This is a genomic window from Microbispora sp. H10670, from assembly GCF_014161385.1.
Classification (GTDB): domain Bacteria; phylum Actinomycetota; class Actinomycetes; order Streptosporangiales; family Streptosporangiaceae; genus Microbispora; species Microbispora triticiradicis.
Map to the genome: position 1 here is coordinate 369,485 of NZ_JABBWW010000001.1, position 21,744 is coordinate 391,228.

At 71.2% G+C, this 21,744-nt stretch carries 21 protein-coding genes; 13 read left to right on the forward strand and 8 right to left on the reverse strand.

What is annotated here, in order from left to right; translation table 11 throughout:
* Positions 1–108: 108 nt before the first annotated feature.
* From HHX33_RS01750 to HHX33_RS01775, 6 genes are all read left to right on the forward strand, one after another.
* Positions 109–1,038: a CPBP family intramembrane glutamic endopeptidase gene (locus HHX33_RS01750; protein ID WP_182872997.1), complete on the forward strand. Its 930-nt coding sequence runs from the start codon at positions 109–111 to the stop codon at positions 1,036–1,038.
* Between the two features lie 42 nt (positions 1,039–1,080).
* Positions 1,081–2,355, forward strand: a complete 1,275-nt coding sequence (locus HHX33_RS01755; protein ID WP_182872998.1) for a sensor histidine kinase — start codon at positions 1,081–1,083, stop codon at positions 2,353–2,355.
* Positions 2,343–3,002: a response regulator transcription factor gene (locus HHX33_RS01760; protein WP_182872999.1), complete on the forward strand. Its 660-nt coding sequence runs from the start codon at positions 2,343–2,345 to the stop codon at positions 3,000–3,002. Before HHX33_RS01755 ends, HHX33_RS01760 begins: the two co-directional genes overlap by 13 nt.
* 200 nt (positions 3,003–3,202) lie before the next feature.
* Entirely contained in the window at positions 3,203–5,065 is a 1,863-nt protein-coding gene (locus tag HHX33_RS01765) for an HNH endonuclease signature motif containing protein (RefSeq protein ID WP_259402018.1), read from the forward strand.
* Positions 5,066–5,161: 96 nt separating this feature from the next.
* Positions 5,162–5,686, forward strand: a complete 525-nt coding sequence (locus HHX33_RS01770; protein ID WP_182873001.1) for a DUF1697 domain-containing protein — start codon at positions 5,162–5,164, stop codon at positions 5,684–5,686.
* Between the two features lie 13 nt (positions 5,687–5,699).
* A complete protein-coding gene (locus HHX33_RS01775) occupies positions 5,700–7,328 on the forward strand; it encodes an ABC-F family ATP-binding cassette domain-containing protein (RefSeq protein WP_182873002.1) in 1,629 nt (542 codons plus the stop codon).
* A 4-nt stretch (positions 7,329–7,332) separates the two neighbouring features.
* On the opposite strand, the gene HHX33_RS01780 is transcribed toward HHX33_RS01775, so the two are convergent.
* A complete protein-coding gene (locus tag HHX33_RS01780) occupies positions 7,333–7,845 on the reverse strand; it encodes an NUDIX domain-containing protein (protein WP_310741168.1) in 513 nt (170 codons plus the stop codon).
* A gap of 65 nt (positions 7,846–7,910) precedes the next feature.
* On the reverse strand, positions 7,911–9,122 hold the full coding sequence (locus HHX33_RS01785) for a cytochrome P450 (RefSeq protein WP_182873004.1): 1,212 nt from the start codon (positions 9,120–9,122) through the stop codon (positions 7,911–7,913).
* 159 nt (positions 9,123–9,281) lie between these two features.
* Here HHX33_RS01785 and HHX33_RS01790 point away from each other — a divergent pair, with 159 nt between their 5' ends.
* A complete protein-coding gene (locus HHX33_RS01790; protein WP_220501369.1) occupies positions 9,282–10,814 on the forward strand; it encodes an MDR family MFS transporter in 1,533 nt (510 codons plus the stop codon).
* A gap of 37 nt (positions 10,815–10,851) precedes the next feature.
* On the opposite strand, the gene HHX33_RS01795 is transcribed toward HHX33_RS01790, so the two are convergent.
* Positions 10,852–11,883, reverse strand: a complete 1,032-nt coding sequence (locus HHX33_RS01795; RefSeq protein ID WP_310738212.1) for an aldo/keto reductase — start codon at positions 11,881–11,883, stop codon at positions 10,852–10,854.
* Positions 11,884–12,037: 154 nt separating this feature from the next.
* Between HHX33_RS01795 and HHX33_RS37000 the strand changes: the two genes are divergently transcribed.
* Entirely contained in the window at positions 12,038–12,880 is an 843-nt protein-coding gene (locus tag HHX33_RS37000) for a helix-turn-helix transcriptional regulator (RefSeq protein WP_182873005.1), read from the forward strand.
* A gap of 51 nt (positions 12,881–12,931) precedes the next feature.
* Here the strand turns inward: HHX33_RS37000 and HHX33_RS01805 are convergent, their stop codons facing one another.
* The 4 genes from HHX33_RS01805 to HHX33_RS01820 form a co-directional block, all read right to left on the reverse strand.
* Complete coding sequence (locus tag HHX33_RS01805; protein WP_182873006.1) at positions 12,932–14,422, reverse strand: flotillin family protein; 1,491 nt, start codon at positions 14,420–14,422, stop codon at positions 12,932–12,934.
* Between the two features lie 48 nt (positions 14,423–14,470).
* Positions 14,471–14,671, reverse strand: a complete 201-nt coding sequence (locus HHX33_RS01810) for a hypothetical protein (protein WP_182873007.1) — start codon at positions 14,669–14,671, stop codon at positions 14,471–14,473.
* 52 nt (positions 14,672–14,723) lie between these two features.
* Entirely contained in the window at positions 14,724–15,854 is a 1,131-nt protein-coding gene (locus tag HHX33_RS01815; RefSeq protein ID WP_182873008.1) for an acyltransferase family protein, read from the reverse strand.
* 80 nt (positions 15,855–15,934) lie between these two features.
* The gene (locus HHX33_RS01820; protein WP_220501371.1) at positions 15,935–16,567 is read right to left on the reverse strand and encodes an SDR family NAD(P)-dependent oxidoreductase; all 633 of its coding nucleotides are present in this window, start codon (positions 16,565–16,567) and stop codon (positions 15,935–15,937) included.
* Between HHX33_RS01820 and HHX33_RS01825 the strand changes: the two genes are divergently transcribed.
* The gene (locus HHX33_RS01825) at positions 16,548–16,874 is read left to right on the forward strand and encodes a hypothetical protein (RefSeq protein ID WP_220501372.1); all 327 of its coding nucleotides are present in this window, start codon (positions 16,548–16,550) and stop codon (positions 16,872–16,874) included. The genes HHX33_RS01820 and HHX33_RS01825 overlap by 20 nt on opposite strands.
* On the opposite strand, the gene HHX33_RS01830 is transcribed toward HHX33_RS01825, so the two are convergent.
* Positions 16,866–17,678: an SDR family NAD(P)-dependent oxidoreductase gene (locus HHX33_RS01830; RefSeq protein ID WP_182873010.1), complete on the reverse strand. Its 813-nt coding sequence runs from the start codon at positions 17,676–17,678 to the stop codon at positions 16,866–16,868. The two genes, HHX33_RS01825 and HHX33_RS01830, sit on opposite strands and share 9 nt — an antisense overlap.
* 235 nt (positions 17,679–17,913) lie before the next feature.
* Between HHX33_RS01830 and HHX33_RS34840 the strand changes: the two genes are divergently transcribed.
* From HHX33_RS34840 to HHX33_RS01850, 4 genes are read left to right on the forward strand one after another with little or no spacing between them, the layout of a single operon-like run.
* Entirely contained in the window at positions 17,914–20,397 is a 2,484-nt protein-coding gene (locus HHX33_RS34840; protein ID WP_220501373.1) for a sensor histidine kinase, read from the forward strand.
* Positions 20,394–20,801, forward strand: coding sequence for a roadblock/LC7 domain-containing protein (locus HHX33_RS01840; protein WP_030507694.1), 408 nt, complete (start codon positions 20,394–20,396; stop codon positions 20,799–20,801). The genes HHX33_RS34840 and HHX33_RS01840 overlap by 4 nt, the downstream gene beginning before the upstream one ends.
* A 31-nt stretch (positions 20,802–20,832) precedes the next feature.
* Positions 20,833–21,180: a DUF742 domain-containing protein gene (locus HHX33_RS01845; protein WP_244301666.1), complete on the forward strand. Its 348-nt coding sequence runs from the start codon at positions 20,833–20,835 to the stop codon at positions 21,178–21,180.
* Complete coding sequence (locus HHX33_RS01850; protein ID WP_111700339.1) at positions 21,161–21,736, forward strand: GTP-binding protein; 576 nt, start codon at positions 21,161–21,163, stop codon at positions 21,734–21,736. Before HHX33_RS01845 ends, HHX33_RS01850 begins: the two co-directional genes overlap by 20 nt.
* The last annotated feature ends 8 nt before the right edge of the window (positions 21,737–21,744 follow it).

Genomic DNA, 21,744 nt, shown 5'->3' on the forward strand with positions numbered 1-21,744 from the left:
GGTACCCCTGGCTGTACCTCCATTGGGGTGTACGCGGGAGCGACCGGGAGGGCCCGCGGCTGGTGTGCTGATCACTGTCAGTCGAGCACTCCCACAGGAGAGAGTGAAATGGCAGTCGACAGCCGGCCGGAGGCCGAGCGGTACACGAGTCGGAGCGGGCTTCGGGGCTTCATCCGCAACCATCCACTGATCAGCTTCTTCGTCCTGGCCAACCTGATGAGCTGGGTCGCCTGGGTGCCCTACATCCTCTCGGCGACCGGCCTGGCGGCCTGGGACTTCACCTTCCCCCGGTTACTCGGCAGCACGCAGATCGCCGGGGTGCTGCCCGGCGCCTATCTCGGCCCCATCTTCGCCGCGTACATCGTGACCAGGGTCGCGGACGGCAAGGAAGGCGTCCGCCGGTGGCTGCGGAGGATGACCAAGTGGCGGGTCGGCTGGGTCTGGTATCTCATGGCCGTCCTCGGCGTCCCCGCCGCCATCGTCGCCGCCTCTCTCGCGCTCTCCGGCGAGGACATCCACGTGCCGCCCGTCGCGGTGCTGGTCGCCTACGTGCCCAGCCTGCTGATCCAGATGGTCACCACCGGTCTCGCCGAGGAACCCGGCTGGCGTGACTTCGCCCTGCCCCGCATGCAGCGCAGGTTCGGCCCGCTGGGCGCCACCGCCGTCCTCGGCCTGCTGTGGGGCGTCTGGCATCTGCCGCTGTTCCTGAGCGAGTGGGGTGGGTGGCCGGACGTCACCATGATGAGAGTCGGCGAGTTCGTCGCCTTCTGCTGCGCCTTCAGCGTGGTCGTCACCTGGATGTTCAACCGGACCGGTCAGAGCCTGCCGCTGGTCATGCTGCTGCACGTGAGCGTCAACAACTTCATGTCGCTCCCGTACGGGGAGATGTTCCCGTCGATCGACACCGCCGAGCAGGCGAGCCACGTCACCCTGCTCGCGGCCACCACGGCGGCGATCCTGCTGCTCATCGCGACCCGCGGCCGTCTCGGCTACCGTCCGGTCGAGGAACCCGTGCCGGAGCTCGCCCGGCAGAGCTGAAGGGATGTCCTGTTCCAAGCTCTCTGGCCCAAAAGGGGGTGCATGATGGCGGCACACCAGGCGGAACCGGCCGACACCCGGCGAAACGATCGGAGGGGTGTCGCCGCACGCGCCCGTGACGTCTTCGGCGCGTTCGAACATCTCGTCGGCGGCCTCGGCACGGCGCTGCTGGCGCTCGCCGCTCTGGTGTGGCTCGTCGTGGCCGGACTGACCTGTGTGATCGGTGTGGGCCTGCTCCTGCTGCCCACCGTGCCGCGTGTCGTACGGTCCGCCGCCGAGCGCGAGCGTGACCGGTTGTCCCGCTGGGGTCCGGAGATCGTCCGTTTGGGGCCCGCGCCGGCCGGCGCACGCGCCGCGCTCGCCGAACCGGCCGTACGGCGGGAGCTGTGCTGGATCCTCGCGCACGGCACGCTGGGCCTGTTCCTCGGCGTGGCCGGATTGACCATGGTGCTGAACGCCGTGCAGAACATCACGTATCCGCTGTGGTGGCGGGCGCTGCCCGCGGAGGATCCCACCCCGACCCTGGTGTTCTGGGACGTGATCGACGACGCCGGCGCCATGGCGGTCGCGATCCTCGGCGTGGGAATGGCCGCCTGCTTCCTGGTGCTCGGGACGGGAATGGCCCGGTTGCAGGCGTGGCCGGGACGCCGGCTGCTGGCGCCCACCGCCGACGTCGACCTGTCCCTGCGGATCGCGGAGCTGTCGGCCACTCGCGCGGCGGCACTGGACGCCCACGCCGCGGAGTTGCGGCGGATCGAACGCTCGCTGCACGACGGGGCGCAGAACCGGCTGGTCGCGGTCACCGTGATGCTCGGCGCGGCCCGCCGCGCGCTGGCCCGTGACCGGCCGGACGCGGAGGACATGCTCGAACGCGCCCAGGAGACCGCCGAGCAGGCGCTGGCCGAGCTCCGTACGGTCGTCCGCGGCATCCTGCCCCCTGTGCTGGCCGACCGGGGACTCGCCGGTGCGCTCGCCGGGCTCGCGGCGAACTGCGGTGTGCCCTGCCGGGTCGACGTCGACGCGCTCGGCAGGTGCCCCGCCTCCATCGAGGCCACGGCCTACTTCGTGACCGCCGAGGCACTCACCAACATCTCCAAGCACAGCCGGGCCCGGCACGCCACGGTGACCGTACGGCGTGAAGGCGACCGGTTGTCCCTGCGAATCGAGGATGACGGCGTCGGCGGCGCGGACGAACGGCACGGCTCCGGGCTCACCGGCATCCGCAGCCGGGTCGAGGCGCACGACGGCCGTCTCACCCTGACCAGCCCGCCCGGCGGGCCGACCGCACTCGAAGTGGAGTTGTCATGCGGATCGTGATAGCCGAGGACGATCCGCTGCTGCGTGAAGGCGTCGCGCTGCTGCTGCGCGCGGAGTCCTTGGACGTCGTGGCCACGACCGACTCCCCGGACTCCTTCCTGGCGGCCGTCGACGCCCACCGGCCCGACGTGGCCATCGTCGACGTCCGGATGCCTCCGACCCACACCGACGAGGGCATCACCGCGGCGGTCGAGGCCAGGCGCCGTCAGCCCGGCCTGGCGGTGCTCGTGCTGTCCGCCTACGTCGAGCAGGCGTTCGCCACCGAGCTGCTCGCCGGCGGAACCGACCGGCTCGGATACCTGCTCAAGGAGAGAGTCGGCCGCGTCGACCAGTTCCTCGACGCCCTGCACCGGGTGGCCGCGGGAGGCACGGCCATAGACCCCGAGGTCGTCGCGCAGTTGCTCACGCGCACCCGCACCGACAGCGGGCTGGAACGGCTGACCGCCCGGGAGTTCGACGTTCTCGCCCTGATGGCCGAGGGACTGGGCAACACCGCCGTCTCCGAACGGCTCTTCGTGAGCGAAGGCGCCGTCCACAAGCACATTCGCAGCATCTTCGCCAAACTCGACCTGGCGCCCACCGACCGGGCGGACCGGAGGGTCACAGCCGTCCTGCGCTACCTGGAGGAGACCCAGCGCCGCGGCTGACGTCGTACACGCCGCACCCCGGCGGTGCGGCGTCTGCCTGGTCGGAGCGGTGGTCATCATGTACGCCCCGCGCCGGTGAACGTCCGCGCCTCCACTTGTTGTGACTCCAGGTAATTGTCATGGCGGCTTGTTCTATACAGAGAGTGATGAAAGGATTAGGGCAAGAGTTCGAATTGCAGGAGTGGTGAGAGGAGGGGCGCATGGAGTCTCCGACGTTCGACGCGTCAGCGCCTCGTCCTCCGGCTGATCCCTGGTGGGCCAGGATCATCGACGGCCCTCCCTTCTGGTCCTCGGACGACTCGCCTGCATCCGAACCCGGCATCGAAGACTCGCGTCTTCGCCCTGCCGCCGCGCCGAACCACGCTGTTGACGGCGGCGCTTTTGGCGCGGGGTCGTCGTCATGGGTGGCGGTAGCGGCGCTTGCTGAGGCGGCTCGGGCGGTGGCGCTCGTTCCAGTGCCCGAGGCACCTGAGGTGTGTCTGGCCGAGGCCGAGGAGTTGCTGTCGGCCCGCGACCGCATCACCAGCGCGTTGGCTGCCCGGGTCGGGCGTGTCCATCGAGCCGGGGAGGCGAAGAGCCATGGGCATGCCTCCACCAAGTTGTGGTTGCGTTCCGCTGGGGGGATGACCCCTGCGGGAGCAGGCCGGTTGCTGACGATGAGCATGGAGCTGGTCCGCCTGCACGAGGTGCGCCGCCTGTTCGCGGAGGGCAGCTTGCCCGAGGGGATCGTGGAGGCGATCTGCACCGCCACCTTCGGGCTGACCGACGACCAGGCCACCACCGCCGAGCGGATCTTGCTGCAGTTGGCCGGGTCGGCGGGTGCGGCGGAGGTGGCCAAGGCGGGCCGATATCTGCGCGCGGTGCTGGACCCCGACGGCCACGAGAAGGACGAGCAGGCCGACTTCGACCGCCGGTTCCTCCGCGTCCGCAGGCGGAGGAACGGCGGTGTGGAGGGGGAGTTCTACCTGCCGGTGGAGGCCGCCGCGCGGCTGCAGCACTGGCTCGACGTCTACGCCAAGCCGAAGGCCGAGGGCGACGACCGCACCCTGAGCGTGCGGAACGCGGACGCGTTCATCGCGTTCCTGGAAAGCAAGATCGTCACCGAGCTTCTGGTGCTCGTCAACGCCGAATCCCTCCCCGACGACCCCGCGACGGCTCCCGGCAGCGAACCACACGCCGGTGATGCTCCAGGGCTTGACAGCGGGCGCCGCGAAAGCGACATACCCGAGTGTGACGGTGACCGGTTCGGGAGCGATGCGCCGATGCCGGGCGACGAGCACTGGGCTGACGCGCCTGTCAGCCGGGACCCTGGCGTGGATGCTCCCACCTGCGGCGACGAGCGTCCCGATAAGGATTGCTCGGCCACGGGCAGCCCGAACGTCGCCGAGCCGCACTCCCACTCGGCCCACGGCGACGAGCACGCCGAGCCGCGTGGCGGCGGGAACTGCACTGGAAACCGACGTGCGTCCGGCTGCCCCCATGAGGACCGCCCTGCCGGTGAGTGCCCTGCCGACGACTGCACGGCAGGGCACTCACGGCATGCCTTCATGCCGGGTGAGGCGCCGCACGGGATGCCGAGGGTGGGAGCCGACTCTCCTCCAGGGTTGGGGGGCAACAGTCCGCCGGGGGTGTGGTTGCGGGGGTTGCCGGGGCTGATCCTGGCGACCGGGCACCTGCTGCCCGTCTCCCGCGTGCACCGGCTGGCCCGCACCAGCACCCTGGTGCGGATCGTGATGGACGCCGGTGGGCAGGTGCTGGACATGGGCCGCAAGGTCCGTCTGGCGACTCCGGCCCAGCGGCGGGCGGTCTTCGCCCGGTATGCGACCTGCTGGGTGGACGGCTGCCCGCTGCCGGCCACGATGTGCCAGATCGACCACGCCGAAGACTGGTGCAGCGGCGGGCCGACCGATCTCAAGCTGCTGGGGCCGGCGTGCCAGTTCCACAACCGCGACCGCTACCGCCACCCCACCCGCTACACCCGCCGCAAAACGGGCGACGACCGCTGGGCCTTCACCTACCGCAACCCCCGCACCACCCGCACCAGCCGGCGAGCGAGGACATGACGGAGAAGGGGACCATGGCTGCGGACATCGCGGCCTGATATCTGACGGTTGTTGACATGATCGGGGGATAGTCTCCCGCCGGAAGGAGGCGATGCTATGCGTTACGTGGCGCTGTTGCGCGGCATCAACGTCAATCCCGCCACCGCGGTGGCGATGGCCGATCTCAGGGCACTGCTCGACCGCCTCGGTTACGGGGACGTGCGAACGCACCTGCGCAGTGGAAACGCCCTGTTCACGGCCGGCGGTGACACCGATTCGATCGCCGCCGCGATCGAGCGCGGGCTCCAGGAGGAGCTCGGCCTGTCCACTACGGTGATCCTCCGTACGGCTGAGGAGCTGCGCGGCGTGGTGGAGCACAATCCCCTGGAGGTCAGGGACCCCGCGCGGTTCGCCGTGGTCTTCCTGGCCCGGCCGCCGGACCGGGAGGGGCTGGCGAGCATCGACCCGGCGGCATACGCCCCGGAGGAGATGCGGATCGGCGAGCGGGAGCTCTACGTCTACTTCCCCGACGGGCTGCGGCGTCCCAAGCTGCCGCCGCTGCTGGAGAAGCATTCGACCGGCCCGGCGACCATGCGCAACTGGAACACCGTCACCCGCCTGCTCTCGCTCGCCACCCAGTAGGGTCGGTGTCCTGATGAGCGCCACTCTTGTCGTGAAGGAACTCGCCGCCGGGCACGGCGACCGTGTCCTGTTCACGGATCTCGATCTGGTCGTCGCGCCCGGGGACGTCGTGGGGCTGGTGGGGGTCAACGGCGCGGGCAAGTCGACGCTGCTGCGCCTGCTGGCCGGCCTCGACGCCCCCGAGCACGGCAGCGTACGGCTCAGCCCGCCTGCCGCCAACGTCGGCCATCTGCCGCAGGAGCCCGAACGGCGGCCCGGGGAGACCGTCGCCGCCTTCCTCGCCCGCCGTACCGGGGTCGCCGCCGCACAGCGGGCCCTCGACGCTGCCACCGAGGCGCTCGTCGGCGGCGATCCCGGCGACGCGTACTCCGAGGCCCTCGATCGCTGGCTCGCCCTCGGCGGCGCCGACCTGGAGGAGCGGACCGCCGAGGTGGCCGCCGACCTCGGGCTCACGGTCGGTACGGAGCAGGAGATGGCGTCCCTGTCCGGCGGGCAGGCGGCCCGGGTGGGGCTGGCCGCGCTGCTGCTCAGCCGTTACGACGTGTTCCTGCTCGACGAGCCCACCAACGACCTCGACCTCGACGGCCTGGACCGGCTCGAACGCTTCGTGACGGGACTGCGCGCCGGGACCGTGGTCGTCAGTCACGACCGTGAGTTCCTCGCCCGTACGGTGAACAGGGTGGTCGAGCTCGACCTCGCCCAGCGGCAGGTGCGCGCGTACGGCGGCGGGTACGACGCCTACCTGGAGGAGCGCGAGGTCGCCCGCAGGCACGCACGCGAGCAGTACGAGGAGTACGCCGACACCAGGTCTTCGCTGGAGGCCAGGGCCAGGGCCCAGCGCGCCTGGATGGAGAAGGGCGTCAAGAACGCGCGCCGCAAGGCCACCGACGGCGACAAGCTCGGACGGAAGTTCCGCACCGAGGCGACGGAGAAGCAGGCGGCCAAGGCCCGGCAGAGCGAGCGGATGATCGAGCGGCTGGAGGTCGTCGAGGAGCCGCGCAAGGAGTGGGAGCTGCGGATGGAGATCGCCGCCGCGCCCCGCTCCGGGGCCGTCGTCGCGACGCTGCGCGGCGCGGTCACGCGACGTGGCGCCTTCACGCTCGGGCCCGTCGACCTGCAGATCGACTGGGCCGACCGGGTCGCGATCACCGGCGCGAACGGCTCGGGCAAGACCACCCTGCTCGGCGTCTTGCTCGGCCGGGTGGCCCCGGACGAGGGGACGGCGACGCTCGGCCCCGGGGTGGTCGTCGGCGAGGTCGACCAGGCCCGCGCCCTCTTCGAAGGCGACGAGCCGCTGCTCGACGCGTTCGGCGCGCTCGTCGACCTGCCGCCCGCCGACGTCCGCACGGTGCTGGCCAAGTTCGGCCTGCGCGCCGACCACGTGCTGCGCCCGGCGGCCACGCTGTCACCCGGTGAGCGCACGAGGGCGGCGCTCGCTCTCCTCCAGGCCCGTGGGGTGAACCTGCTCGTCCTGGACGAGCCCACCAACCATCTCGACCTTCCGGCGATCGAACAGCTGGAGTCGGCGCTCGCCTCGTACACCGGGACCCTGCTGCTCGTCACCCACGACCGGCGCATGCTGAAGGCCGTCCACACGACACGCCGGGTCGTCGTCGAGTCCGGCCGGGTCCGCGAAGACTGAACCGCTACGGCCGCTGAGCCTCACGGCCGAAGTAGCGGGCCACGACCTGCGTGTGGAGCGGGAACGCCAGCTCCTGGGGGGCGTCGATCACCAGCCACTCGCTGGTCTCCGCGGTGGGGACGACCGGCGGGAGGGCGTCCGCGGCTGTGCGCGGCCCGAGGCCGAAGATCAGCACGGTGCCGTCGGGCGCGCTGAGCACGTCGAACAGCCGCACTCCGGCCGCGTCGACGACGACGCCCGTCTCCTCGCGGACCTCCCGTACGGCGGCCTGCTGCCAGGACTCGCCGATGTCGATGAAGCCGCCGGGGAGCGCGAGCAGGCCGCGGTGCGGCTCGACCGCCCGGCGGACCACGAGAAGGCCGGACGTACGCGCACCGTCCACCGGAAGCACCAGGACCGCGACCGGCAGGGGGTTGAGATAGCCGGTGTTGCCGCACTCCTCGCAGGTCCTCGGCCAGGGCAGGCCGGGCGCGTAGGCCGCTCCGCAGAAGGAGCAGTGGGAGTTCCTGATCGCCACGCTCGCGAGGGTAGCACCGGCCGGCCCGACGTTGATCACGGATCGGTGCCGCGCCGGGAACCGTCTCATCCCTCCGAGGTGACGTGCAGGGCGACCGGCCGCAGGACCAGGCCGTCGGCCCACTTCACCGACTCGGGCAGGGTGGCCAGGCGGAGGTCCGGGCGCCGGGTGACCAGGGCCCTGAACGCCTCGGTGAGCTCGACCCTGGCGAGGCTGGCGGCCAGGCAGCGGTGCGGGCCGTACCCGAACGCCACATGCGGGTTGGGCGGGTGGCCGGTGAAGCGGTGGATGTCGAACCGGCCGGGCTCGGGAAACGCCCGCGGGTCGTGGTTGGCGGCGTTCAGGTTCGGCATGACGACCGTCCCCGCGCTCAGCGGGCCGCTGGGCAGGTCGGTGTCCGCGGTGACGCGGCGCATGAAGGCGTTGGCGGGCGGCCCGTCGAAGCGCAGGACCTCCTCTACGGCGGTGGCCGTCAGGGCGGGGTCCGCGACCAGTTCGTCCCACTGGCTCCGGTGCAGCAGCAATCGGAACACGCCACGGGCGATCATCGAGGCCGTCGTCTCGTACCCGGCCGTGATCAGGGAGAAGACGGTGTTGACGAGCTCGCCCTCCGACAGCCGGTCGCCTTCGTCCCTGGCCTGGATGAGCAGGTCGATGAGGTCCTGCCCGGGCGAGAGGCGATGCCGGGCGACCAGTTCGGCGGCGTAGGCCATGAAGTCGGTGTAGGCCTCCTGGCGCACCTGCCCGTCGGCAGTGGAGGTGGTCAGGAACATGTCCGTCCACCGGACGAACTGCTCGTAGTCGTCGATCGGCACGCCGAGCATCTCGCAGATGACATGGGCGGGTAGCCGCAGCGCGTATCCCTGGACCAGGTCGAAGTCGTCGCCCAGGCCGTCGAGGAGATCCTCGGCGATCTTCGCGATGCGGGGACGCCACGGCTCGATCTGGCGCGGGGTGAAGGTGCCGTGCATGATCCGGCGGTAGCGCGTGTGCTCCGGCGGGTCCTGGTTGACCAGCGCGTCCGGGTCGTCGTCGATGCCGACGCCGCTCACGAACCGCGGCAGCCCGGGAAGGCGGAGATTGCGGCTGGATGTGGGCGAGGCCAGCAGGGCGCGGACGTCCTCGTACCGGACGACCATCGGGACGCGGTCGCCGCTGGGCATGGTCGCCGGCTCCAGCGGCCCCGACTCGCGTCTGCGGGCGAGCTCCGGCGACGGCGTGGCGAGCGGACCCGGCACGATGTCCGGCCCCCCGCTTGGACTCGGCTCGGTGGCCATCGCAACCCCTTCCCGGTCTGGGGCGCCCGGGGGGCGGCCTACGCGGAACGTACGAAATGTCGCCTGGCCCGTCAACAGGACCGGAATGTTCTGCCATACGGTGACAGTTGCGCATGACGAAACCGCTGTGCCGAGGGCGTTCTTGAGGGAGTCTCATTCGTGACCACGACGACGACATCGAAGGGCATCGGGCTACGGTCGGAACGCGGTCCCGTCCTCGCCGCCATCATGCTGTGCACCGGCTTGGTGGCGCTGGACAGCACGATCATCGCGACCGCGGTGCCCTCGGTCGTCGGCGACCTCGGCGGGTTCTCCCAGTTCCCGTGGTTGTTCTCGATCTACCTGCTCACCCAGGCCGTCACCGTGCCCATCTACGGCAAGCTGGCCGACGTCTTCGGGCGCAAGCCGGTGATGTTCTTCGGCATCGCCGCGTTCCTGCTCGGGTCGGTGCTGTGCGGGGTGGCCTGGAGCATGCCCGCGCTGATCGCGTTCCGGGCGATCCAGGGCATCGGCGCCGGAGCGGTGCAGCCGATCAGCATCACGATGGCCGGCGACCTCTACTCGGTCGAGGAACGGGCCCGGGTCCAGGGCTACCTCGCCAGCGTGTGGGGCATCTCGGCGGTCGTCGGCCCGACGCTCGGCGGCGTTTTCTCCGAGTACGTCTCCTGGCGCTGGATCTTCTTCATCAACCTGCCGCTCGGTGCGGTGGCCGCCTGGGTGCTCGCCCGCCGGTTCGAGGAGCGGGTCGAGCGCGGCTCCCACCGGATCGACTACCTGGGCGCCGTGCTGCTGACCGGCGGTTCCTCGCTGCTCATCCTCGGCCTGCTGGAGGGCGGCGTGGCCTGGGAGTGGAACTCGGCGCCCAGCCTGCTGATCTTCGGGGCGGGGGTGCTGCTGATCGCCGCCTTCGTCCTCGCCGAGCGCCGCGCGGCCGAGCCGGTGCTGCCGCTGTGGGTGTTCCGCCGCCGCACGCTGACCGGCGGCAACCTGGTCTCCGTCGGCATCGGCGCCCTCACCATCGGACTCACGTCGTACGTCCCGACGTACGCGCAGGGGGTGCTGGGCACCGGCGCGCTGGTGGCGGGCTTCGCCCTGGCCGCGCTCACCATCGGCTGGCCGCTCGCGGCGACGTTCTCCGGCCGCCTCTACATGCGCATCGGATTCCGTGACACCGCGCTGATCGGGATCGTCGTGGTGGTGGCGGGCACCGTGCTGTGCGCGCTGCTCGGCCGGAACGCGATGATCTGGCAGGTCGCCGCCGTCTGCTTCGTGGTCGGCGTCGGCCTCGGGCTGTCGGCCAGCCCCACGATGGTCGCCGTGCAGTCGGTCGTCGGCTGGGAGCGCCGCGGCGTGGTCACCGCGACGAACATGTTCTCCCGCTCGATCGGCAGCACGGTGGGCGCCGCGATGCTGGGCGCCATCTCCAACGCGACGCTGTCGGACCGCTTCGCCCACCCGCCCGCCTCCCTCACCGACTCCGCGGCGGGGCGCCTGCCCGACAGCCTCGACGCCACGAGCCTGGTGCTGAACGCCCAGGGCGCGGCGGCCCACTCGGCCGCCGCGTCCTTCGTCCGGGGCGCACTGTACGACGCCGTCCACCACATCTTCATCGCGCTCGTCGTCGTGGCCGTGCTCAGCGTCGGCGCGCTGCTGCTCATGCCCCGCCGTACGACAGAGCTGTCGTTCGACTGACCGAGCGCCCCGGCCGAGACGTCAGGCGGCCGAGCTGTCAGGCGGCCGTGCGTTCGCCGAGGGGGCGGCGGCGCAGGCTCGTCCGCTGGAGAGCCGGCGGCACGTACGCCTGGTCGAGCACGCCGACGTCGGTGCCGGGCGGGACGATCGCGTCGATCCGGTCGAGGATGTCGTCGGTCAGAGCGACGTCGACGCCCGCGAGCAGGTCGTCGAGGTGGCTCATCGTGCGCGGCCCGAGGACGGCGCTGGTCACGCCGGGATGAGCGATGGCGAAGGCCATGGCGAGGTGGGTCAGCGGCAGACCCGCCTCCTGGGCGAGCGAGATGAACCGTTCGACGGCCTCGATGCGGTGCTCGTCGTTGACGTGCTTGAGGAAGCCGGCGCGGCGGAGCTCGTTCTGCCGCCCCTTGCGGACCTGTCCGGTGAGCAGTCCCTGCCCGAGCGGGCCCCACACGAGCGTGCCCATTCCGTAGCGCTGCGCGGCCGGCAGCACCTCGCGTTCGATGCCGCGGTTGAGCAGCGAGTAGGGCGGCTGCTCGGTGCGGAATCGCTCCAGGCCGCGCCGCTCGGCGACCCACTGGGCCTCGACGATGTCGGACGCCGGCATGGCGGACGTCCCGATCGCGCGGACCTTCCCACTGTGGATCAGGTCGGAGAGCGCGGAGAGCGTCTCCTCGACGTCCGTGGCGGGGTCCGGCCGGTGGATCTGGTAGAGGTCGATGTGGTCGGTCCCCAGGCGGCGCAGCGAGTTCTCGACGGCGGTCATGATCCAGCGCCGCGAGGCGCCCTGCTGATTGGGATCGTCACCGACGGGGCGGCTCACCTTGGTCGCGAGCACGACGTTGTCCCGCCGTCCCTTGAGCGCCCTGCCGACGATTTCTTCCGAGTCGCCGTAGGCGTCGGCGGTGTCGATGAGGTTGATCCCGGCGTCCAGCGCCTTGTGGATGATGCGGGCCGAGTCGCCGGGATCGGGGTTGCCGATGGACGTGGCGAACATCAGTGCGCCGAGCCCATAGGGGCTGACCTTGATACCGGTGCGGCCGAGGGTGCGGTACTGCATGCGAACCATGCCTTCCTTCGTGGAACAGTCGGGGTCATCCGTAGCGTCGGCTCCCAGCCTCGGGCGGCGCGGGCGTGGGCGGGAGAGACGCCCTTATCCCGGGACAGGCCGTCCCTGGCAACGTCCGGCGCACCGGGGCATGGTGAGGGGCATGGTGAAGGGTGTGGACAGAACCGAACTGGCCGACTTCCTGCGTCACTGCCGTGCCCGAGTCACCCCTGCCGACGTGGGGCTGTCGCACGGCGCGCGGCGGCGCACCCCGGGACTGCGCCGTGAGGAGGTCGCGCAGCTGGCGAGCATGTCCACCGACCACTACACGCGGCTCGAACAGGCCAGGGGCTCGCACCCGTCCCGCCAGATGCTCGCCGCCGTCGCCCGCGCGCTGCGGCTGACCGGCGACGAACGGGACCACCTTTTCCACCTGGCCGGCGAGGAGCCGCCGCGGGACCGGTCGGCCACGGAGCACGTCCGGCCCGGCCTGCTGCTCATCCTCGACCGGCTGATCGACACGCCCGCCCAGGTGGTGAACGACCGCGGCGACGTCCTCGCGCAGAATTCGATGGACAGAGCACTTCACGGTGACATGTCCGCCCGCCCCGAGGCGGAGCGCAACCTCATCTGGCGCTACTTCACCGACCCGTCCGCGCGGGAGCTTTTCCCTCCCGGGGATCGTGACCTCGCCGCGCGCACGGCGGTGGCGGATCTGCGCGCCACCTCCGCCCGCCGCCCGGACGACGCCCGGCTGGCAGAGCTCGTACGCCGGCTCCGCGCCCACAGCGAGGAGTTCTCCGCGCTGTGGAACGCCCACGACGTCGCCGTACGCCGCGCCGACGTCAAGCGCTTCCAGCATCCGGTCGTCGGCCTGCTGGAGCTGGACTGCGAGGTGATGCTCAGCCCGGAGCACGACCAGCGGCTGGTCGTCTACACCGCCCGCCCGGGCAGCGAGTCCCGCGAGCGGCTGGAACTGCTACGCGTGGTCGGCCTCCAGGACCTGATCCGCGGCTGAACGCACGAGACGTTCGTCCCCGTCCGAAGGGACGGGGACGAACGCTGGCCGTCAGGAGGCGGCGTCGACGGCGTTCTTCGTGGTGGGCTCGGCGCCGTTGACGCTCGCGCCGTCCTGCTGGACCGCCGCCTGAGCCGCGGCGGGAGAGCCGCCGGCCAGGAGGGTGCGCGCCAGGCCCAGCCCGGTGCCGCCCAGCGTGAGCGCCTTGGCCAGCATCTCCTCGATGCCCTGGGCGCCGTTGAGCACCACCATGTGGTCGACGTTGCCGAACGCCTTCGCCCCGGCCTCGACGATCTGCGGCCAGTTCTCGGCGAGCTGCTGGGCGATGACGGCCTCCTGGTTCTCCCGCAGCGCCTCGGAGCGGGCCCTGATCGCCTCGGCCTCGGCCAGGCCCCTGGCCTTGGCGGCCTCGGCCTCCGCGAGACCCCGCGCCTTGGCGGCCTCGGCCTCGCTCAGACCGGTCGCCCTGGTCGCGGCCGCGGCGGCCTCACCGCGCAGCCGCACCGACTCGGCGTCGGCCGCGGCCGCCTGCTTGACCTGCGACGCCTGCGCGACCGCCCGCAGCTCGGTCTCCTTCGCCTCCGCCTCGGCCTGCGCGATGCGCGCGTCGCGCTCGGCCTGCGACAGCGTCACGGTCTCGTACGCCTTGGCGTCGGCGGGCTTGCGCACCTGCGACTGGAGTCGCTGCTCGGAGAGCTGGGCCTCCAGCTCGGCCGTACGGGTCTCCTGGACGACGACCTCCTGACGGGCCGTGGCCTCCGACAGCGGACCGGACTGCCGCGACCGCGCCTGCGCCTCGTCGATCTCCGCCTGGTAGGAGGCCTGCTTGATCTGCGCGTCGCGCCAGGCGGCGGCCTTGTTCGCCGCCGCGATCTGCTCGGCCTCGGTGGCCTCCTGGTCGCGCTGCGCCTCCGCGATGCGCGCGGACGCGGCGATCTTCGCGGCGTGCGGCTTGCCCAGGTTCGTGATGTAGCCGGTCTCGTCCTCGATCTCCTGGATCTGCAGCGAGTCGACCACCAGGCCGAGCTTGCTCATCTCGTCGGCCGCGGAGCTGCGGGTCTCGCTGGTGAGCCGCTCCCGGTTCAGGATGAGATCCTCGACGGTCAGGTTGCCGATGATCGAGCGCAGGTGACCGGTGAACAGCTCGTGGATGGCGCCGTTCATCGAGTCCTGCTGGTCGAGGAAGCGCCGGGCGGCGTTCGCGATGCTGGTGAAGTCGTCGCCCACCTTGTAGATGACCACGCCGCGCACCTGGACCGGGATGCCCTGCTGGGTCACGCAGTTGACCTGGAGGTTCGTGGCCCGGCTGTCGAGCCGCAGCCGCCGGGAGGTCTGGAAGCCGGGCAGCACGGCGGTGCCCTTGCCGGTCACGATCTTGAAGCCCAGGCTGTCGGCGAGCTCGTTTCTGGTGTGGGCCCCGAGGCCCGAGATGATGAGCGCCTCGTTGGGCTCGGCCACCCGCCAGATGGCCTTGAACAGCATGGTGAGGACGATGAGGGCGACGATGGCGACGCCGCCCACGACCAGGATCTCCGAGGGCATGGGAGCCTCCGTCCTAGTGGGGGGAAAGTGAGAGGAGGAGGGTGCCGGTCAGACGATCGCGCGTGCGACGTAGACAGTGCGCGGGGGCGAATACTCCACGACGACGACGATGGACCCCACCGGGATCTCCTCGTCCGGGACGCTCGGATAGGCGTAGAACGCCTCGACACCCCCGCGGATGGGCACCATCACCTCGCCGACAAGGCCGGGACCGATCCTGCCCGTGACCCTGCCCTGTCTGCCGACCACCCGCGTCACCCCGTCGTTTTCACCACATCTGGCCGCACCGCGAATGCGTACGCTACCCCGGATTGCGCGCTTCGCCATGTTCAGCACCATCGCCCGGAAAACGTGCGTACGGACGCTGGAGTTCCGCCCTGCGCCTACCGGGCCGGTGACCGGGCCGCCGGCTGGGCCGGCGCAGCGTCGTGAACGCCCAGGAGACGTCCGGCTCCACCGCCCAGCGGAAGGCCCGCCGTACCGGGGAGGTGCACAGCAGGGCCGCCAGTACGGTGCCCAACAGGACCATCGCCGCCACGCCGAGCGGATTGACGAGCGCGTCGTGGAAGCGCTCGGTGACCTTCACCGCGAAGCCGTGCAGCAGATAGGCGTACATGGTGGCGGCGCCGAGGCCGGAGAACCAGGTGCGGCGGTCCGGGGTGAGCGCGAGGAACGCCAGGACCAGCAGGAAGCCCGCCGCCAGCATGGCGAGCCTGATCAGGGTGCCGGTCAGGTCGTCCACGCCGATCTGGTGGTTGGAGTGGCGCCAGCGGATCCATTCCGTCGGCACGAGCCGGTGCACGGCGAAGGCCCCGGCGAGCGCCGCGGCCAGCACGGCGCCACCCGTGATCGCGGCGACCCGCCCGCGCAGCAGCTCCAGGTGGCCGGGGGTGAGCATGAGCCCGAGCACGTAGAACGGCAGCAGGCCGAAGGTGCGGTTCATCGACAGCTCGTCCGGCAGCGCGCTCGTCCCCGACAGCAGCGAGAGCCCGACCGCGACCACCAGAGGATGCCGCAACTGCTGCCAGACCGGAGTGGACAGCCGCCAGAGGAACAGCGACATCAGGAACCAGGTCAGGTAGTACGGGTCGAGCAGGCTGATCTCCAGCTTGCCGTACAGGAAGTAGCGGGGCAGCGAGTAGGCCACCTCGAAGATGACGTACGGCACGGCCAGGCCGCTGATGAGCTTGCGCGCCTTGCCGGCGGAGAACGTGAAGTTGCGCGACAGGTAGCCGCTGATCACGATGAACAGCGGCATGTGGAAGAGGTAGACGTAGAAGTAGAGCGCGTGCGCCGCGGGGACGTCCCGCAGGTCCTCCACGAGGTGCCCGGAGACGACGAGCACGATGGCCAGGAACTTGGCGTTGTCCAGCAGCGGGTCGCGGGCGGGGGCCGCCGTGCCGGACGTGCGCGCGGGAACGGTCACGGTCATGCGGCCGGACCCTAGTCACCCGTCCGTGAGCACCGGCGCAACCCCGGGCGAACACTCCCCGAACTCTTGGGCCCGAACTCTCAGGCCCGAACTCTTAAGCCCGGTAGCGCGTGGCGAGCTCGGGGCTCTGCCCTCCGAAGGCGGCGAGCTCGGCCCGGAAGACCGCGTCCAGGAGACCGGCGTCCTCGACGCCGGGTGCAGCAGACGACCTCTCCCAGCTCCAGCCCGCGCAGGCAGGCCGTCACGACGTCGTCGGCGCTCATCCGCGGCACGGCGCTCAGGTCGAGGCCCTGCCGCTCGTGGAACTCGGTGGCCACGACGCCCGGGCACAGTACCTGTACGGCGACTCCCGTGCCCTCCAGCTCCGCGCTCAGGGTCTGGGACATCGCGACGAGGTGGGCCAGGGTCCCGGCGTAGACGGCGCGGCGGGGCATCTGGGAGTGCGGGGCCGGGCCGCTGAAGGCGATCATGCCGGCCACGTTGACGATCGCGCCTCCGCCCCGCTCCCGCATGCCCGCGACGGCGGCCCGGGCGAGCATGGTCGGGGCGACGACCTTGACGTGCACGAGCTCTCCGGCCTTGTCCGCGGGAAGCTCGGCCAGCGGCATGTAGTGGGCGACGCCGGCGTTGTTGACGAGCAGGTCGAGCGGCTCGTCCGCGCAGATCCCGGCCACCGTGTCGATGCCCTCGTCGGTGGACAGGTCGGCGGCCACCGCCCGCTACCCCGCCGACCAGCGGCTCAAGCGACTGGTGGCGGACCTGCTCGCGAACAGCGACAGGTTTGCCCAACTGTGGGAGACCGGCATCGCCGGGCACCACCAGGCCGCCCGCAAGACGATCGACCACCCGGAGGCGGGCGCCGTGACGCTCGACTGCGACGTGCTCACCGTGGCGGGCGGCGACCTGCGCGTCATGGTCTACACGGCCGAGCCCGGCACCGAGGACGCCGAGCGCCTCGCGCTGATCACCGTCCTCGGCACCCAGGCTCTGAGCACTCGATCTCTCGGTAGCTCAGCCTGACAGTCCGGTGGCGGCGGCGCTGGCATCCCAGAGGGCGGCCGCGAGGGCGGGGTCGGACATCGTCTTCGGCACCCGCGCGGGGGCGTTCTTGACGAAGTAGCGGCCCGGGTGGTCCACGCCGTCGGAGTGGGTGGCGAGGTGGACGATCCTGGCGGCGCCGGCCTCGGGCGGCTCGCCCACCCCGGGAACGCGCCACACCATCTTCATGAAGAGCGTGCCGTCCGCGAAGGACGTCTTCAGCACTCCGGGGTGCAGGCAGGTGGCGGCCAGCCCGCGCTCGGCGAGCGACACGGTGAACAACGCGTTGGCCTGCTTGGAGTCGCCGTACTGCAGCCAGCCGTTCCAGCGCCGCCGTTCCCTGGACAGGTCGGCGGGGTCGAGGCGGCCGGTCTTGGCGGCCCGCGACGAGGTGGTGACGACCCGGGCGGACGACGCCGCGAGGCGGTCGGCGAGCAGGTTCGTGAGCAGGAACGGCGCCAGGTGGTTGACCTGCATCATCAACTCGTTGCCGTCCACCGTCGTCCGCCGGTCGGGCGACATGACGCCCGCGTTGTTGACCAGCACGTCGATGTGGTCGTACCGCGCCAGCAGTTCCGCGGCCAGCCGGCGCACCTCGTCGAGGGAGGAGAAGTCGGCCACGAGGGTGTCCGGGCGGGCGCCGCCGGCCTCCGCGGCCCGGTCCGCGACGGCGCGCAACCTCTCGGGGGTACGCCCGATGAGCACGATTTGGTGACCTCGCCGAGCGAGATCAAGGGCGGAAGCTGCACCGATTCCGGCACCAGCCCCAGTGATCACTGTAATCATCGTTTCCTCCCCCTGCGCGGCGAGTGTATCGGTGCTAGCCTTCTGTGCGATCTTCCGGAGGTGCATTCCCCCATAAATGCGGCACAGCCTCCAGCACTGCAGGAGTGGCCATATGGGTTCAAAAAACCGCTCGATTCGGTTCAAGATCTTCTTACTGCTGCTCCTACCATTGCTCATGTTGAGTGCTATGTGGGGGTTTGCCCTAAAACTCACGGTCGGCGACGGTGTCATCCTCATGCGTTCCAAGACGCTGTACGACACCGTGGGCATCGCCTCCACCGACCTCGGGCTGCAGATCCAGGCCGAACGCGCACTCACCGCGGGAGTGCTGAGCAGCGGCCAGACGAACTCCGCCGCGCTCACCGCCCAGCAGGCCAAGACCACCGCCTCGGTGGACAGGTTCCGGAGGACCGCCGGCGAGGACTCCACCCGTGACGCCATGGGCGAGGACCTCGTGGCGCCCCTGGAGTCCCTGCTGTCCTCCCTCGAACGCCTGCCCTCGATCCGGGAGTCCGTCTCGCTCGGCCAGATGGACCGGCTGTACGCCATCAACTCGTACAACGCGATCATGGATGACATGTTCGCGCTGTACGAGAGGCTGGTCTCGGTCCCCGACCTGACCGTCTTCCAGCAGGCCAGCGCGATGCAGGGGATGGGCAACGCGCACGAGATGATCAGCCGTGAGGACGCCCTCATCCGCGGCGCGCTGGCCAGCGGCGTGATGACCGGCGAGGAGCAGACCGCGTTCAGCGAGTGGGTGTCCACCCGCCGCTTCCTCTACCGGAAGAACCGCACGATCCTCACCGGCGACATGCGCGCGCCGTACGAGCAGGAGCTCACCTCGCCGCTGTTCGACCGCTTCACAGCGCTGGAGAACCTGCTCGTCAACCGGGTGCGCACCGGCGGGCCGGTCCCGCCGGAGGCCCAGAAGTGGTCGCCGACCGTCGACCAGTTGATCCTCAGGCTCGACTCGGCCCGGGTGAAGGCGTCGGACGCGCTCAACACGAACGCCACCTCGGTCGCGACCGGGATCCTGCTCCGCATCCTGGTCGCCGGAGGGCTCGGCCTCGTCGTCATCGTGACGACGATCATCTTCTCCGTACGGTTCGGCCGCCGCCTCGCCCGCGACCTCGCCGGGCTGCGCGACGCCGCGCTCGACCTCGCCGACGTACGGCTGCCGCGCGTCGTCGAGAAGCTGCGGCGCGGCGAGGAGGTGGACGTCGAGGCCGAGGCGCCCCCGATCAACGCGACGGGGTCCAGCGAGGTCGAGGACGTCGCCCACGCGTTCGGCTCCGTGCAGCGCACCGCCGTCGAGGCGGCCGTCGGTCAGGCCGCCCTCCGCCGCGGCGTCGGCCAGGTCTTCCTCAACCTGGCCCGGCGCAAGCAGACCCTGCTGCACCGCCAGCTCACGCTGCTCGACTCGATGCAGCGCCGGGCCGAGGACCCGGAGGCGCTGGAGGACCTGTTCCGGCTCGACCACCTCACCACCCGCATGCGGCGGCACGCGGAAGGCCTGATCATTCTCTCCGGGGCCACGCCGGGACGCGCCTGGCGCAAGCCGGTGCCGCTCATCGACGTGGTCCGGGCGGCGATCTCCGAGGTGGAGGACTACACCCGGGTCACGATGGCGCCGATGCCGGCCGCCACCCTCATGGGCGCGTCCGTGGCCGACCTCGTCCACCTGATCGCCGAGCTGATCGAGAACGCCACCGTCTTCTCGCCGCCGCACACCCGGGTGGAGGTCCGCGGGGAGCTCGTCGCCAACGGGCTCGCGATCGAGGTCGAGGACCGCGGCCTGGGCCTCTCGCCCGAGGAGTACGACGAGATCAACGCGCGGCTGACCGACCCGCCGGAGTTCGACCTGGCCGACAGCGACAGGCTCGGGCTCTTCGTCGTCAGCCAGCTCGCCGCCCGGCACGGAATCAGGGTGGTGCTGCGCGGGTCGCCGTTCGGCGGGACGACCGGGATCGTGCTCATCCCCCGCACCCTGGTCGTGGAGGACGGCGCGCCTGCGGCGATCGAGGGGCCGCCCGCCCCCCGCGGCGCCCACGCCAAGCCGATGCCGAGGGTTGTGCACGAAACGGTGCCGGACAGGGTGCCGGACACCGTGCCGGACACCTTCCCGGAGAGATTCCCGGAGACCGCGCCCGAGACCACGCCGCCGACGCTGCGCGAGGCCGTCGCGGGACGGGTGTGGGAGCCCGGCGGAGCCTCGGAGTTCCCCGAGTCGTCCCCGTTCTTCACCCCGGCCGCCCTGCGGACCGAGGCCGTGCCCTCCTCGATGCGCGAGGCTCCGCCCGCCCCTCCATCCATCCCCACGCCCGTCCCGACACCGTTCCCCACACCCGTCCCCACGCCGGAGCCGGCCCCCGCGAACGGCGCGGGGAACGGTGCGGGCAACGGCTCGGGAAATGGCGCGGGGAACGGCGCACCGAACGGCACCGCGTCCCGGGCCAGGGGGTCGGCGCCCAACGGGACCCACGCCGGTCTGCCGCGCCGGGTCCGCCAGGCCAACATCGCTCCGCAGCTACGCACCCCGTCCACGCAGCCGCCGCTGTCCGCCCCTCCGATGGAGGAGCGGTCGCCCGAGGAGGCCAGGGCCGTGTTCGCCGCCTTCCAGAGCGGAGCGCGCCGGGGCCGGGAGGACTCCGACCAGCCGGGTGGGGTAGCACCCGGTGACCACGCACACAACACGCACGGCGAGAAGGGTGACGCATGACCGGCAAAGCGACGTCGACCGGCGAACTGAACTGGCTGCTCGACGATCTCATCAGCAGGGTCGCCGCCGTCCGCCAGGCGGTGATCCTCTCCACCGACGGCCTCGTCGTGGGAGCCTCCCAGGGGCTGAGCCGGGAGGACGCGGAGCACCTGTCGGCGGTCGCCGCCGGGTTCCAGAGCCTGGCCAGGGGTGCCGGGCGGCACTTCGGCGGCGGCGAGGTGCGGCAGACCATCGTGGAGATGGAGGCGGCGTTCCTCTTCGTCACCGCCGCCGGGCAGGGCACCTGCCTGGCCGTCCTGGCCGCCTCCGACGCCGACGTCGGCCACATCGCGTACGAGATGGCGATGCTGGTCAAGCGCGTGGGCCAGCACATCTCCACCAACCCGCGCCGGATCTCCCCGTGAGACGGGCGCGCATATGACGGGACCCCAATGGATGGACGAGGAGGCCGGGCCTTTGGTCCGGCCCTACGCGCTGACAGGGGGCCGGGCGCGGCCCTCCGGCGCGAAACTCGATCTCATCACGATGGTGACCACCACGGGTTCACGCAGGGACCTGTCCGGGATAGGTCCCGAGCAGCGGCGGATCCTCGACCTCGCGCGCCGCGGCGCGTCGGTGGCGGACATCGCGTCCGACATCGACCTGCCCCTGGGCGTGGTCCGCGTCCTGATCGGGGATCTGCTCGATCTGGGACTCGTCGAGGCACGGGCTCCGGGCAAAGTGGCGCCGCTGCCAAGCGAGCGCATTCTCAAGGAAGTGATCAATGGCCTTCGCGCCCTCTGAGGAGCCGGTCGCCCTCAAGATATTGGTGGCCGGCGGCTTCGGCGTCGGCAAGACCACGCTGGTCGGCGCGATCAGCGAGATTCGCCCCCTCCGTACGGAGGAGGTGCTGTCCGACCGCAGCGTCGGCGTCGACGACACCGACGGCGTGGAAGCCAAGACGACCACCACGGTCGCGATGGACTTCGGACGCATCACCATCAGGGAAGGCCTGGTGGTCTACCTGTTCGGCACCCCCGGGCAGGAGCGCTTCTGGTTCATGTGGGACGAGCTCAGCTACGGCGCGCTCGGCGCGGTCGTGCTGGCCGACACCCGGAGGCTGACCGACTGCTTCCCGTCCATCGACTACTTCGAGCAGCGCGGCACGCCGTTCATCGTGGCGGTGAACTGCTTCGACGGGGCGGACCGGCACGAGGCCGACGACGTGCGGATCGCCCTCGACCTCGATCCGGAGGTGCCCGTCCTGCTCTGCGACGTACGGCGGCGCGCCTCGGCGAAGGTCGTGCTCGTCACCCTCGTGGAGCACGCGCTCAAGATGCTGACGGCCGCCCAGCGCTGAGCGGCCCG